This window comes from Oceanobacillus limi, assembly GCF_900111445.1.
In the GTDB taxonomy this organism is placed as follows: domain Bacteria; phylum Bacillota; class Bacilli; order Bacillales; family Amphibacillaceae; genus Ornithinibacillus; species Ornithinibacillus limi.
Map to the genome: position 1 here is coordinate 64,843 of NZ_FOHE01000004.1, position 15,008 is coordinate 79,850.

At 36.9% G+C, this 15,008-nt stretch carries 14 protein-coding genes and 1 pseudogene; 9 read left to right on the plus strand and 6 right to left on the minus strand.

The features are described from left to right. Nucleotides 1-28 precede the first annotated feature (28 nt). The gene (gene rsgA, locus BMX40_RS05980) at nt 29-1,087 is read right to left on the minus strand and encodes a ribosome small subunit-dependent GTPase A (protein WP_090867858.1); all 1,059 of its coding nucleotides are present in this window, start codon (nt 1,085-1,087) and stop codon (nt 29-31) included. Nucleotides 1,088-1,370: 283 nt separating this feature from the next. Here rsgA and BMX40_RS05985 point away from each other — a divergent pair, with 283 nt between their 5' ends. After that, entirely contained in the window at nt 1,371-1,856 is a 486-nt protein-coding gene (locus tag BMX40_RS05985) for a nucleoside deaminase (protein ID WP_090867860.1), read from the plus strand. A 92-nt stretch (nt 1,857-1,948) separates the two neighbouring features. Here the strand turns inward: BMX40_RS05985 and BMX40_RS05990 are convergent, their stop codons facing one another. Further along, nucleotides 1,949-2,773 carry an aldo/keto reductase gene (locus BMX40_RS05990; protein ID WP_090867862.1) on the minus strand — a complete coding sequence of 275 codons (825 nt, stop codon included), beginning with the start codon at nt 2,771-2,773 and terminating at the stop codon, nt 1,949-1,951. Between the two features lie 169 nt (nt 2,774-2,942). On the opposite strand from BMX40_RS05990, the gene BMX40_RS05995 reads away from it, so the two are divergent. The 5 genes from BMX40_RS05995 to BMX40_RS06015 all read left to right on the plus strand — a co-directional run bounded on the left by BMX40_RS05995 (nt 2,943) and on the right by BMX40_RS06015 (nt 6,965). Then, nucleotides 2,943-3,737 (plus strand): helix-turn-helix transcriptional regulator, encoded by a 795-nt coding sequence (locus BMX40_RS05995; protein WP_090867864.1) that lies wholly within the window; start codon nt 2,943-2,945, stop codon nt 3,735-3,737. A gap of 42 nt (nt 3,738-3,779) precedes the next feature. Next, nucleotides 3,780-4,133 carry a VOC family protein gene (locus BMX40_RS06000; RefSeq protein ID WP_170840676.1) on the plus strand — a complete coding sequence of 118 codons (354 nt, stop codon included), beginning with the start codon at nt 3,780-3,782 and terminating at the stop codon, nt 4,131-4,133. A 12-nt stretch (nt 4,134-4,145) separates the two neighbouring features. Then, complete coding sequence (locus tag BMX40_RS06005) at nt 4,146-5,045, plus strand: DUF899 family protein (protein ID WP_090867867.1); 900 nt, start codon at nt 4,146-4,148, stop codon at nt 5,043-5,045. Nucleotides 5,046-5,058: 13 nt separating this feature from the next. After that, a complete protein-coding gene (locus BMX40_RS06010) occupies nt 5,059-5,403 on the plus strand; it encodes a VOC family protein (protein ID WP_090867869.1) in 345 nt (114 codons plus the stop codon). A 122-nt stretch (nt 5,404-5,525) separates the two neighbouring features. Beyond that, nucleotides 5,526-6,965, plus strand: a complete 1,440-nt coding sequence (locus tag BMX40_RS06015) for an amidase family protein (RefSeq protein ID WP_090867871.1) — start codon at nt 5,526-5,528, stop codon at nt 6,963-6,965. Nucleotides 6,966-7,006: 41 nt separating this feature from the next. Here the strand turns inward: BMX40_RS06015 and BMX40_RS06020 are convergent, their stop codons facing one another. After that, on the minus strand, nt 7,007-7,528 hold the full coding sequence (locus tag BMX40_RS06020) for a GNAT family N-acetyltransferase (protein ID WP_090867873.1): 522 nt from the start codon (nt 7,526-7,528) through the stop codon (nt 7,007-7,009). A 172-nt stretch (nt 7,529-7,700) separates the two neighbouring features. On the opposite strand from BMX40_RS06020, the gene BMX40_RS06025 reads away from it, so the two are divergent. Then, nucleotides 7,701-9,488, plus strand: coding sequence for a methyl-accepting chemotaxis protein (locus BMX40_RS06025; protein ID WP_090867875.1), 1,788 nt, complete (start codon nt 7,701-7,703; stop codon nt 9,486-9,488). Between the two features lie 546 nt (nt 9,489-10,034). Here BMX40_RS06025 and BMX40_RS06030 read toward each other — a convergent pair. Further along, complete coding sequence (locus BMX40_RS06030) at nt 10,035-11,483, minus strand: IS1182 family transposase (protein ID WP_090867877.1); 1,449 nt, start codon at nt 11,481-11,483, stop codon at nt 10,035-10,037. Nucleotides 11,484-11,840: 357 nt separating this feature from the next. Here BMX40_RS06030 and BMX40_RS06035 point away from each other — a divergent pair. Continuing rightward, nucleotides 11,841-12,150, plus strand: a pseudogene (locus tag BMX40_RS06035) (YbjQ family protein). A gap of 43 nt (nt 12,151-12,193) precedes the next feature. On the opposite strand, the gene BMX40_RS06040 reads toward BMX40_RS06035, so the two are convergent. Next, nucleotides 12,194-12,757, minus strand: a complete 564-nt coding sequence (locus BMX40_RS06040; RefSeq protein WP_090867879.1) for a DNA-3-methyladenine glycosylase I — start codon at nt 12,755-12,757, stop codon at nt 12,194-12,196. 1 nt (nt 12,758) lies between these two features. Continuing rightward, the gene (locus tag BMX40_RS06045) at nt 12,759-13,604 is read right to left on the minus strand and encodes a sulfurtransferase (protein WP_244513382.1); all 846 of its coding nucleotides are present in this window, start codon (nt 13,602-13,604) and stop codon (nt 12,759-12,761) included. A 140-nt stretch (nt 13,605-13,744) separates the two neighbouring features. Here BMX40_RS06045 and pepT point away from each other — a divergent pair, with 140 nt between their 5' ends. Next, a complete protein-coding gene (pepT, locus tag BMX40_RS06050; RefSeq protein WP_090867883.1) occupies nt 13,745-14,974 on the plus strand; it encodes a peptidase T in 1,230 nt (409 codons plus the stop codon). The last annotated feature ends 34 nt before the right edge of the window (nt 14,975-15,008 follow it).

Sequence of the window (15,008 nt, forward strand, 5' to 3'; positions counted from 1 at the left end):
TCTCCCCCATTATAGGAGGAGATTTTTATTATTTCATTTTTTCAATCTTATATTTGTTTTTTCTCGATTTCTTTGCTTTTTTCCACTTATTTTTTTCTTCCATTTGTAACTTCTTGTTTTGTTTTCTTTTTTCGTATGCTATTTCACGCTTTAGTTTGAGATAGCTTTGGAAGCGCCCCTTTGATAGCTCCCCTTCTTCTATTGCACGTTGAATCCGACATCCTGGTTCGGTATCATGTCTGCAATCATTAAAACGACACTCATTTTCTAATTCTTCAACATCTTGAAAGGTTGCATCTATAGAAGATTCCCCATCCCATAATTGTAACTCTCGCATTCCTGGAGTATCAATTAACATAGATCCATTTGGCAGTATAAACAGCTCTCTATGTGTTGTCGTATGACGCCCTTTACTATCTGCTTCACGAATATCTTTTGTTAATTGAACTTCTTTTTCCAATAATGTATTAACTAATGTTGATTTTCCTACCCCAGAAGAACCAAGTAAGGCTGCGGTCTTTTTTGGCTGTAAGTGTTCCCAAATCTCTTCCACGCCTTCTTTTGTCACATTACTCAACGGGATAATTGGGGCTCCAATAATAACTTCTTCTACTAACGAAACAGCCTCAGCCACTTCTTCGGGTGTACAAGCATCTTTCTTCGTTAAAATAACAACAGGCACAGCTCCACTTTCATAAGCCAAAAGCATATACCTTTCCATTCTTCTCAGATTCAAATCATGATTAAGAGAATGAACAATGAATACCGTATCGATATTTGCAGCCACCACCTGAGCATCCGTTCTCAAACCGGCGACCTGACGAACAAACTGACTATTACGTGGCAGAACACGATGAATAACTGCCTTTTGTTCATCAATTAGCTTTTGTACCTCGACCCAGTCACCAATCGCGGGATAATTCAGTTGGCTTATCGTTTCATTGATGAATCTTCCACTTAAGTGCCCAATATAGTCCAATATACCATCAGATAATCGATAGCTATTTTTTTGTACCGTTATTACACGCGCAATGGTACTAGGATTTTGGTTAGTACGATCCCAACCAAGCCTTTCTAAATTACTCAATAATTTTTTCCTCCTTAATTATTGGAGGAAAGTCTTATACCGACAGTTCCTCCACATTACTTCCTTCTGTTTTATTTAAGTTGAATCGTTTAATTACTGTCATAAAACATCACTTCCTTTCAATGGATAGAACCTTTTTCTTCTTTTCCATCATATTACATATTTATAAAATTGCAACCCTCATTTGTGAAAAAATTTGAAAATTTTCTACTGGAACACTTTTGAAAAATCTCCTTCTATGAGATAATCGTAAAACTAGGAAATAGGAATAGGGGGGAACACGATGATAGAGAATATCAATTCTGTGGATCACCATATTTTTATGAAAGAAGCCTTAAAAGAGGCGGAAGTTGCAGGCAAACGCGGTGACCGACCTATTGGTTCTGTTATTGTCCATAATGGAGAGATTATTGCACGAGGTTCTAATAGCATTGAAACCACAGATAGTAATGTTGCCCATGCTGAAACAACGACAATATACAAAGCTACGAGTTACCTACGAACTCATGCGAGAGAATGCATCATCTATTCAACTGTTGAGCCATGTGTGATGTGCCTATCTACCATTGTAATGGCAAACATTCGTAATGTCGTATTTGCTGTAGAAGACAAATATATGAATATGAAACCATTTATCGAATCCAATCCATACATAAAACAACGGGTTCATCACTATATTGGTGGGGTACTTGAGGAAGAATCCGTAAAGATATTAAAGAAGTACTCGCCTGAATCAGCAGAAGTAGTATTAAACGGACATAATAAATAATAGCTAACGAGACGCGATTTCCAATATGTCTCGTTAGCTATTGGTAGTAAACAGGAATCGTGGGACACCTGTTAGTTATTTAATTCTTCTATTTAACGTACATTCATTTCATTTGGTTCAGGACCTTTACGCTGATTACGATTAAGGTTAGCAATGTCCTCCATATCTTCCGTAGTTAGCTCAAAATCAAAGACATTAAAGTTTTCTTCTATACGAGAAGGAGTTACCGATTTTGGAATAACAATATTATCATATTGTAAATGCCAACGAATAATGACTTGTGCAGGTGTTTTCCCGTATTTTTCAGCGATGCCTGTTACAACATCATTCGTCAGCACTTCTCCTCCCTGCATCAGCGGGCTCCAAGCTTCTAGATAGATATTATGCTCTTTACAGAATGCTTTTAATTCAGGTTGCTGTAAAAAAGGATGACATTCCACTTGGTTCACAGCAGGAACAACATCACACTCATCTAGTAATCGTTGTAGGTGTTCAATGTTGAAGTTACATACACCAATTGCTTTTACACGGCCATCTTTATATAGCTTTTCTAATGCTTTATACGTTTCAACATACTCATCAAATTCTGGTGTAGGCCAATGAATTAGGTAAAGATCTACATAATCAAGTCCAAGTCTTTCTAAACTAGCATCAAATGCTTTTAACGTGTTTTCATACCCTTGATCCGTATTCCAAACTTTTGTTGTTATGAACAAATCTTCTCTAGGAACTTCAGATGAAGCGAGAGCTCTTCCAACCCCTGCTTCATTTTGGTATACCTTTGCTGTATCAATAGAGCGGTAACCTACTTCTAATGCTTTTGAAACGGCAGGAGTAGCCTCCTCATCTGGAACTTGCCATACACCAAATCCAAGTTGCGGCATTTTTAATCCATTATTTAATGTTATATAATGCATCACTATCTGCTTCCCTTCCAATAAATTTATAAATTATTTTACCATATTAGATAATTTGTATGAAAATTTGCTGATTGTAAATTTATAGTTACATTATTTTTATTTCTATATAGGAGATTTCTCCTTTATATCGAATTTATAATAAAGACGAATTCAAAAGGGGAAATCTATGAAAGCGGAGAAAATACAGATAACCATTAAAGCTATTGAATATATGAAGAAAAATATAGATCAAGAAATCACATCTGAAGAATTAGCAGGATTTGTTGGATATAGTGCCTATCATTTTAATCGTATTTTTAAAGAAGTTACTGGCGTTCCTCCCCGACAATACTTGACTGCGTTACGAATTGAAGCCGGAAAGCAAATCCTAGTAAATTCATCCTCCTCCATCTTAAAAGCATTACTTCATGTTGGTTTTCGGAGTATTGGTAGCTTCAGTTCGAAGTTCAAACAACTAGTGGGAATCTCACCTAAAAAATTTCAAACTACTATTTCAGAACTACATCAGTTTGTGAATAAATATGATTTTCCGTTAGAGTCAAATGCTGATCCTAATGATTCACCTTATATTACATGTTACTTAGACGTCCCATCTGATTTTAAAGGCATTTTGTTTATTGGGTTATTTCCTAGACCAATCCCCGATCAGCATCCGATTATTGGCACAGCCTTAAGGTACAACGAAACAACCTGCACATTCTCAAACGTTCCTACGGGCTCCTATTACGTATTAGCTGCTGCTTTATCTAAAAGTATGAATCCAAAGAATTACTTCGTATTGGATAACGCCTTGCGAGGAAAGGCAGATCAACCTATACATGTACAAGAAAATACATATTCCTCCGTTCGAATTACATTACGAGAACCATTACCGTACGATCCGCCTATCTTAGTTAATCTTCCGAAATTACTTTTTGATAAAGATAAAATAGCAAACAAGAAGAAAAAAAGTCAGCGATAACATGGTACAGTTATTCCATTAATGGTGAAGGAGGAAGCTACGATGCTAAATCAAGTCTGTGTTCTAACTATAAAATTAAAGGATTTGGAGGATGGAATTGACTTCTACACGAAGCAATTAGACTTTAAGGTAGCCAAAAGGTATAACGATCAAATTATTCAATTAGAACATAAGGGGATTCCAGTAATTCTTGAAAAAACGGATCCAGAAGAACGATCAAATGGATCGACGGTTGTTCTCGGTATTCAATCCAATGCGATTCAAGAAGACTATAAAAAGCTTAAGTCTAGACGAGTAACTATTTTACAGGAGCCTAAACCATGTCCACCAGGATATTTCTTTATCATTGAAGACCCTAATGGAAACAAAATTGAAATAGTAGAATTCACCAAATAAAGGAGGATGTAAGTGAATAACCAACAATTATTAAGTAAAATTGCACAGGTAGAGAAAGAGATTGTTGAAAAGAAACAAGAACTAACGGAGTTAAAAAAATCAATTCCTCAGCAAAAAGTAGATAATTATCATTTTCTTGATTCTACAAACAAAAATGTCAGCCTACTCGATTTATTTGCAGATAAGGAGGAGCTTATCGTCATTCAAAATATGGGAAAATCCTGCACCTATTGTACAATGTGGGCAGATGGATTTAACGGGATCTACCATCATTTAATTGATAAAGCAGCATTTGTCGTAGCGTCTCCCGATAAACCAGAAGTTCAAGATGCTTTTGCGTCAGAGCGAAGATGGCAATTCCCTATGATCTCCACTCACGGCACGAATTTTAAAGAAGCGTTTGGTTTTGAAAAAGACGGACATTTCCACCCCGGTGTTACAACATTTACAAAGGATGATAATGATCAAATTTACTTTGTTGCAGATGCCCCCTTTGGACCAGGTGATGATTTCTGCTCTGTTTGGCCATTATTTGACCTCCTCCCAAGTGGGTCACATGGATTCCATCCAAACAGAAAAATTAATAAAAAATCAGATTTTCAGTTAACGAATAACATCGCAATTCAAGTGACACGTTATCCGGAAGCAGTAAATTTTTACACCAATATCCTTGGAATGACTCCAGTGGACATAAAAGAAAAAGAAACAAAGTTCCAAATTGGTGGTCAACATTTTTACATTGAAAACAGCGATAATCAAAGTGTATTTTTTGAATTTGCTGTAAAAGATTTGGATCGATCTAAAAGGCTTTTACTAGAACACGGGTGTGAAATCACAAACAAATATAATGAAAAAAGCATGATGATTTCAGATCCATTTGGGTTAAGATTTCATCTTTTCGAAAGCGTTTAAGGAGGGAAAATGATTGTTCTTTGAAATGACCATACAAATTAGGGTGGCAAATATGAATAAAGGCCAAAAATGGTATGAAACTCTACTAAAACGTGAACCAGACTTTATGCCTCATGATGGATTTGCAGAATGGGAGCTTGTACCAGGAAGTTGGTTACAAGTTGCAGAAGGAAAACCAACAGAAGGTGGACCAATTCGACTAGGTGTCTTAGACATAGAGACTGAGCGTAAGAGAGTTATAGAAGAACTTCAGGTAAGTGAATTTGAGATATACACGAGAGAAGAGGTTCCAGTCAAATGGGGAACATTTGCTGATCCATGGGATAACCGGCTCGGATTTTTTGAATATAAAAAATAGCATACAAACCGTTTTAGATGACCTCCTTTCGTAAAAGTTATATAATTCTACTACTATATTTATAGAATTCCGAATCTTTTTCACTATATCTACTAAAATTAAACTTAAGGAGGTTATTTAAAATGCAACCATTTGAAATGAAGGAAGCTTCGATTTCAGGTATTCAATCTAGGATGGAATCTGGTGACTTAACAGCCAAAAAACTAACGATGCTCTATTTAGAGCAAATAGCAACCTATAATCATGCTGGGCCTAAGATAAATGCTGTCTTAGAAGTTAATCCAGATGCACTTCATATCGCTGAGTCACTTGATTTGGAAAGAAAAAAAACCGGTCCAAGAGGTCCACTCCATGGAATCCCAGTTCTACTTAAGGATAATATTGATACAGGAGATAAAACACATACAACAGCAGGTTCACTGGCATTAAAAGATCATTACGCAAAAGCGGATGCATTTATTACGAAAAAGCTTCGCGAAGCAGGTGCTATAATACTGGGCAAAGCGAATTTAACGGAGTGGGCCAATTTTATGACGGTAGGGATGCCTAATGGCTATAGTTCACACGGTGGGCAAGTCTTAAATCCATATGGCCCTGGGAAATTTGATGTAGGTGGTTCTAGCTCTGGTCCTGGCGCAGCTATAGCAGCAAATTTTGCAGTTGGGGCAATTGGAACGGAAACAAGCGGATCGATTCTTAGCCCTGCTAGCAGTAATTCAACAGTGGGTATTAAGCCAACTGTCGGCTTATTAAGTCGTACGGGAATTATTCCAATATCTAATAGTCAGGATACAGCTGGTCCCATCACACGCACAGTGGAAGATGCAGCAATTCTACTAGGTGTGTTAACAGGGATAGATGAGGAAGATCCTGCAACAAGCACGAATCCCAATATTCTCGACGATTATACGACCTTCTTAAAGAAAGACGGTTTAAAAAACAAAAGAATCGGTATTTCAAGGGACTATTTACAAGGATTACCTGAAGAGGAGCTTGAATTAGTAAATCAAGCAATCAAAGACATAGAAAAATTGGGAGCAACCATAATCGACCCAGTTGAAGTTCCTACCAAACTACCAGGGCCAACTGTCCTTTTCCATGAATTTAAAAATGGACTAAACGCATATTTATCTAATGCTAGTGCAAATGTACCCGTTCGTTCTTTAGTGGATGTGATTAACTTTAACCAAACACATGCTAAAGATGCACTAAAGTATGGACAAAAGCTACTTACAGATTCAGAAGCCAAAAGTGGAAATCTCACAGAGGAAGAATATTTAAACGATAGATTAGCAGACATTAACCAAGCACAGTATGAAGGTATCGATTCAGCAATAGAAAAAGACAACTTAGACGCTTTGGTCTTTGTAAACAACTATGGAGCCGGAATTGCAGCCAAAGCAGGTTATCCATCTATTACTGTTCCTGCTGGATATACTTCAGAAGGAAAGCCTTTAGGTATCACTTTCACCGGCCAAGCTTATTCGGAAGGAAGGCTAATAGAATTGGCTTATGCTTATGAGCAAGCAACTAAGCATAGAAGAGCACCAGAATTAGGATAAAAAAACAGTGGCTATCTCTCTTAATAAGAATAGCCACTTTTCTATTCATCATTCCAAACAATTTCACCGCTTTGTTCTTCATGATTAATTGTTACATGAAAATAATGCTTTTTATAAAAATATGCTAACCGATCAACATGATCGAAATCACGCTTCACAATGTCTCCCGTTATATATTGGAAGTTTTTCTCTCTAGCCCTCTCCTTCAAATGCTTCATCAATATGGAACCATATCCTTTATTCTCTTCCCCTTTAATATCAGAGATGTGGATTGTATTTTCTCCTTTAATTTCTGCTTGTATGGCAGAATTCCAATTTCCACGATATGGTTTCTCACAACTATGAAGCATCAACTGAAAATTTTTATTATCTCGATCTGCATAGATTACTACCCAGTTTTCATCTTTTGTTTGGTCAATACTAATTACTTCTGCATGCTTAGCTATTTCTTTAATATTATTTTGCATACGAAATAGTTGAATCTCTAAAGTATCCAACTCTTTTTTTAATTGATCTTTATCTTTATTATCCTTATCCATGTTCAAAAATGCTGAATAGGACATTTTTCTCACCTCCATGTCAAAAAAAACACAACAATTTGCTATTTTACTAGATTGAAAGGTATAATTTCAAGTGTTAGAAAATTCTATGTCGGAAAATAAAAATAGTACTTAATTCTTAGTAAAATATTCCGATATATACAAAAAGCACCTTTTCTGCAGATGGGGGATACATATGAAGAAAAAGAACAAGATCAAAAAAACAAAACCAGTAAAAGCAATAGAAAGCAAAAAAAAGCTTAAGCTTAACTTAGCCAAAGGATTAAAGTTTTGGCGCAACCTTAAAATCAGTCAAAAATATATGACTGCTTTCTACACCACAGCTGCTCTATTTGTGATTGCTGGCATTATTGTATTTTTACAGTTGAACAAATCCCAGAATGATATCGAAGCGATTAATGAATATAGTCAACGGGTAAATACGATGGCTGATATGGCATCCATTATCCAGGTTAAGGATGTGCAAATTGCCGATTACTTACTTTCTGAAAGCAACCGATACATAGACGCATTCACAGAGTACCAAGAGCAATTCGATACACTAACAGATAATTTAGAACCTACTTTACATACGGATGAACAAAAAACATTATTCAGTGACATCCTTGCAAATGATGAAGAAATGAATGATATATTTTTCAATGAAATAAGCGAAGCAGTCAATAGTGGTCAGCAGCATATGGCAGGACTTATCCGTAATCGGTCGTCTGAGCTAAGGGTAGAAACTGTTGACTTAGTAAACCAACTTATGGAAATAGTAAAGCAAGATCAGGAATCAGCCGTACAACAATCGAAAAAAGGTTTAGATGGTAGTGCTATACTACTAGCAACTGCGATCCCAGTTGCACTTGTCGCGGGTATTGTACTAATGGTCTTCATAAGCCGAACAATCTCAGCTAACTTAAAACGAGTTGTAAATATTACTTCTGAAGTTGCTGAAGGAAATTTAGCTGTTCAATCCATTGACTATCGTGGAAAAGATGAAATTGGACAGTTAGCAAATGCAGTAAATCAAATGAAAGAAAATATTCACAATATTTTAACGAAGGTTTCATCCGCATCTGATTCAGTTGCTACGAGAAGTGAACAATTAACACATTCTTCAAATGAAGTGAAAGAAGGCAACGAACAAATTGCAACAACAATGGAAGAACTGTCATCTGGTTCCGAAACCCAAGCGAACAGTGCTTCAGACTTAGCAGAAAGCATGAATGATTTCGTTCAAAAAGTTCAACAATCCGAGCAAGAAGGAAGAGGCATCGCCACTTCATCTGAAAATGTTCTTGGATTGACCACAGATGGTACGAAACTTATGAAACGCTCGGTTAACCAAATGAAACAAATAGATTCCATTGTATCCGAATCAGTTGGAAAAGTACAAGGATTAGAAAATCAATCAAATGAAATTTCAAAGCTAGTCCTTGTAATTAAAGACATTGCGGACCAAACAAACCTCCTTTCTCTAAATGCTGCAATTGAAGCAGCTAGAGCTGGGGAACATGGAAAGGGCTTTGCTGTCGTAGCTGATGAAGTGAGGAAATTGTCCGAACAGGTAGCATCATCGGTTGGCGAAATAACTACGATCGTAAAAAGTATTCAAACAGAAACCAATGATGTCGTTTCATCATTAAATAGTGGTTATCAAGAGGTTAAAGAAGGTACCGTTCAAATTGAAGAAACAGGTCGTAGTTTTGAAACTATTAATCAATCCGTATCGGAGATGGTTGAGAAAATTACTTCGATATCAGCAAACCTGAAAAATATTTCTCAAAATAGTAGCGATATGAATAACCTAATTGAAGAAATTGCTTCTGTTTCAGAAGAATCAGCTGCAGGAGTGGAACAAGCTGCAGCATCTGCTCAACAAACTTCAAGCTCGATGGAAGAAGTATCAAGCAGTGCTGATGAGCTAGCGAAGTTAGCAGAACAACTAAATGATGAGTTAAAAATCTTTAAATTGTAATAAAATAGCACGAACCCTTTGAAAATCTATGCCCAGAACTGGGCATAGATTTTTTTGCATTTGGCATAACTAAATTCCCTCAGGCAAACGAGTACCGATTGAGAGCTTAATTAATACCAATAATAAATTATTCGTTCTGTCATATAAGATATATTATGCGACGTAATGATTTGTTAAATTTGCTTTCAGTAATTGATATATAAAATGAAAGTTCAAACCGCCGCTGCGGAAATTTCACTACGCTTTCCGCGGGCTCGCGATAAGCCTCCTCGCTCACAAAGAACGCTCCCTGTGGGGTCTTATCGTCTTCGCTTTCCCGCAGGAGTCTCCGTGAATTTCCTTCGCTAGTATGAATTTTTTTATCGTTTATTTGGTTAAAACAAATACAGTGATTGGAGAGAAGGGCAGTCGACTCCTGCGGGAACAGCACGTGTCCGAGGTTGCTGAAAAACTCAAGGATTTTAAGTGATAATAAAATAAAAAATAAAAAAGAGATAATTTTATGTGTTTTACATAAAAAGTTCTCTTTTTTTGCTCATATTCCCCTTATTTTTGGTCTATGAGCTTCATGATTCGTTTTAGGTTTGTTACAAATATTGTGGTGGCTCCTTGAATTTCCATACCAAAGAGACCTGAGTCGGTGGCTTTATCGTACCCATGTCGATTCTTTAATTCACTATTTTTAGCCTCAATCATATAACGGTCTCGAGCTAATTCTTTAAACAATTCGGTCTCTTGAAATGCTTTCTGCTCTTGATGCTCCGTCGATTTTATGCTCACCGTCAATGTTTTTGATTTGGCACCTTCTTTGTAACAGCCGTCTCGCAATGGACAAACCTTACACTTCTCGATATCAAACTGATACTGATATTCAGCGTTCCTGTCTTTTCTGTTCTTGACATATTTTTTCGTCGCTAAATGCCCAGCAGGACAAACATACATATCCGCATCTTTATTGAATTCAAAACCCGTGTCTTTTCGTTCGTTTGTCAACATTGGGTTAAGTTTTGAAACCAATTGAAATTCTTTTTCTTTCGCTAAGATTAAGTTATCTTTCCCTGAATAAGCTGTATCACCAAGGACCGTCTCAACTGTCAGACCTGCTTTTTCACTTTTTTCTACCAGATTTCTTAAATACTTTCCATCACTTTTTTCGCCTGATGTGACTTCTGCCGCCACGATTAAACGTTCATCTGATATAGCGAGGTGTGTTTTGTAACCAAAGAAACTCGTGTCTTCCGATTTATGACCAGTTCGCGCATCGCGATCGGCGGATAGTTCCGTTGTCTCTTGACATTCTTCCACTAACTCTTTCAAGTAGTTCATTTTTTCTTGCACGGCTGGAATGTTACGGACATCTTCCTTCTCTACGACTTCAATCAACTTCTCGCAATAAGCCATAGACACTTTTACATCATGCTCATCAGTTGGCTTTTCTGGGTATTTTTCTTTGAGACTTTCATCGAATTCATAAGTAGCTTTCCTAACAGCCTTCGCATGTTCATTTAGATATTGGCCAGCTGACCTCGAACGATGACGAGAATGGGAGTGTGTAGCGTCCACAATTAATGTGGCTTTCACGTCAATCAAATCATGTTCGACAGCGAGTTCGATTGTTTTTTGAATCAGTAAATCTAATAAATTGATGTCTTTTAAACGTAACTTACGAAATTGAGTTAAAGAACTCGGATCGATTACAGAATCCTCGGGTGCCATATCTAAAAAGTATTTGAAAGACATATCATATTTAGAGCGTTTCACAACATCTCGATCAGATAATTTATACATCCGTTTCAACAGAAGGTATTTAAACATTCGGACAGGGCAGATTGCATTCCTTCCATTCGTTAAACAATAGTTATCCTCTAATTCCTTGTAAATAAATGAAAAATCAATTAACTCATTGATTCGGCGTAACTCATTGTCTTTTTCTATAATCAAATCATAAAGGTTAGAATACGGACTTAATGGAAGGCTTTCCTGTTTTTCTAACATGCAATCACCCACTATTTTTATTATTACACTAATTATAAAGTAAAATCGCCAACAAAACATTTTTGTTGGCGATTTTCAGAGACTTTTTCAGCAGCCTCACGTGTCCGAAGATCCCGCAGGAAGTGGTTTTTGCTTCCGAGGAAGCTGAGGCCGTGCCCGCGGAAAGCGACTGCCCGGATCGGAAATCACGTCGGTGATGCTGAAATAAACTCAACCTAAAGTTATGACGCATTATATACGTTATACGCAATAAAGTTACGAAGACTCTTCAAGTAGATGTGAAGTAATTTGAATCCGAATACTAAAATACTTTTATCCTCAGCTCTTCTAACATATATTAAGGTAGGAGGTGAAATCATGTTAGTTGTAACAACCGATAGCATTCCAGGGAAAACAATCACGGAAGTTAAAGGATTTGTACAAGGAAGCACAGTCGAAGCATGTTGGTAGGGATATTGGTGCCGGATTAAAGACACTAGTAGGCGGAGAAATTAAAGGCTACTCAGATATGATGATAGAAGCAAGAAAAGTAGCTTGTAACCGAATGGAAGAAGAAGCCGAAAAACTTGGCGCAAATGCCATTGTCGGTATGCGACTTCAAACCTCACAAGTTATGAGCGCAGCTTCAGAAGTGATTGCCTATGGAACAGCCGTTATAATCGATTAACCGAAAACGATCTACCAATAAAAAGCAGGTAGATCGTTTTTCCTTATTTAGAAGAAAGAAAGCATTCTTCAATATGATCGTTCACCATACCCGTAGCTTGCATGAACGCGTAACAGATTGTTGGACCAACAAATTTAAATCCACGTTTTTTTAAATCCTTACTCATTTGTTCCGACTCAATTGTTGAGGCTGGGACATCTTCCTGGGATTGCCAATGATTAATTATTGGTTTCCCTCCAACAAACTGCCAAATATACTTATCAAAACTACTAAACTCTTTTTGTACTTCTTGAAAAGCTTTTGCATTCTTAATAACAGAATTTATCTTCAATCGATTTCGGATAATCCCTTCATTTTGTAATAACTCCTCTACCTTCTCATCGTCATATTGACTAATAATACTTGGCTCAAAATTATCAAATGCCTTTCGATAGTTTTCTCTTCTCCTTAAAATTGTAATCCAACTTAGTCCCGCTTGAGCACCTTCTAACGAGAGCATTTCAAATAGTTCCCGTTCATCATGAGTTGGCCTTCCCCACTCTGTATCATGATAATCAATATATAATTGATCGTCTGTCGGAACCCATTTACATCGATTTTTACTCATTCTACTCTTCCTTTGTTTCTATTTTATTTTCATCATATGAAATCCAATCACTAAAACTACCTGGATATAGTTTAACACGATTAAATCCAGCCCGTTTTAGCGCAAAAATATTCGGACACGCGGATACTCCTGATCCACAAGAGACGATTATTTCAGCATCTTTCGATAAGCCTGCAAAACGGTCGTTTAATTCTTCCTTTGTCTTCCAGGATCCATCTTCTCGAAGGACATCTTTCCAGAAGAAGTTTTTGGCTCCTGGTATATGGCCCGCTTTTGAATAAAGAGGCTCTACCTTTCCAAGATAACGTTCTTTTGCACGCGAGTCGATTAAAATAGCCTCTTTTGATTGCAAATTTTCTCTAATCCGTTCGATACTTACTACCCTATCATTTTTCACGTTTGGTTTAAAATGTCTTTTTTCAACTATAGGAATGCTAGTTTCCACTTTATTTCCTTGTTCTACCCAACGGTCAAAACCGCCATCTAATAGGTATGTTTTCTCATGACCCATATATTCTAATAGCCACCAAAGTCGAGCGGCAAACATATCATTATTTTGATCATACACAATAACTGTAGTTTTTTGGTCTATACCACAGTTCCCTATCTTTTCAGCAAATGTATCTACATCTGGTAATGGATGCTTTCCCCCATGCTTTTGAACCTGTCCCGAAAGATCTTTATTTAAATCTAAATAGACTGCACCGGTTATATGGCCTTGCTCATATGCAGCTCGACCTGCATTGGGATCTGATAAATCAAATCGAACATCAACAATTACCACCCGATCATCATGTTTGTTCTGTAACTTGTTTTTCAACCCATCGACACGTATTAAGTATGACACTCCCCATCCTTGCCTCCTCCTATAAATTCGAAAATATTCCATCTACCCTTTATATTCGATAAAAGTTAAGCTTTTCCTCTTAGAAATTATTTCGAGTTACGGTATAATTACGATAATACCATTTGAAGGAGTGAATGACGATGAAAGAAGATATTATCAAACGACTTACTACATATGTTAAGGTCGATACCCAATCTAATGAAGATAACAACACGACACCTTCTACACCTGGGCAATTGGAATTAGCAAATCTATTAGTTGATGAACTAAAGGAAATCGGAATGGAAGAAGTTACAATCGATGAAAATGGATACGTAATGGCTACACTACCTGCTAATACAACTAAAGATGTACCAACAATAGGATTCCTTGCACATGTTGATACAGCAACTGATTTCACGGGAAAAAATGTTAATCCTCAGCTTATCGAAAACTTTGATGGAAACGATATTACGTTAAACGAAGAATTAAATGTTGTCTTATCGGCAACAGAATTTCCAGAGCTTCCAAGTTACAAAGGACACACATTAATTACTACAGACGGAACAACACTACTTGGTGCTGATAACAAAGCTGGAATTGCTGAAATCATGTCCGCGATGGACTATTTGATTAAACATCCTGAAATCAAGCATGGAAAGATTCGCATTGCTTTTACACCAGATGAAGAAATAGGTCGTGGACCGCATAAGTTTGATGTTGATCGTTTTCAGGCTAATTATGCCTATACAGTCGATGGAGGTCCATTAGGGGAATTACAATATGAAAGCTTTAATGCTGCAGCTGCAAAAGTAACCTTTAAAGGGAATAGTGTCCATCCTGGAACGGCAAAAAATAAAATGGTGAATGCTGGGAAAATGGTAGCAGAATTTATTATGAAGTTCCCTGAGCAGGAATCACCAGAGCATACGGAAAACTATGAAGGATTCTACCACTTAATTTCTGTTAATGGAGACGTCGAAAACACAAAGGCTTATTATATTATCCGCGATTTTGATAGAGACAGCTTCGAGGATAAAAAAGCAACACTTGAAAAACATGTGGACGAGCTTAAGAGCAAATACGGTGAATCAAGTGTTGAATTAGAAATGAAAGATCAGTATTACAATATGCGCGAAAAGATTGAACCCGTTATGGAAATTGTAAATATTGCTAAAGAAGCGATGCAAAATCTTGAGATCGAACCAATTATCCGCCCTGTCAGAGGTGGTACAGATGGATCACAAATCTCTTACATGGGATTACCTACACCTAATATTTTCACAGGTGGAGAGAATTTCCATGGCAAGTTCGAATACATTTCTGTAGATAATATGGAAAAAGCGACCAAATTAATTGTTGAGATTTGTAGGCTATTTGAAGAAAAATAGTAGTTAAAGTTACAAGCACTTTACTTGCGGCCTA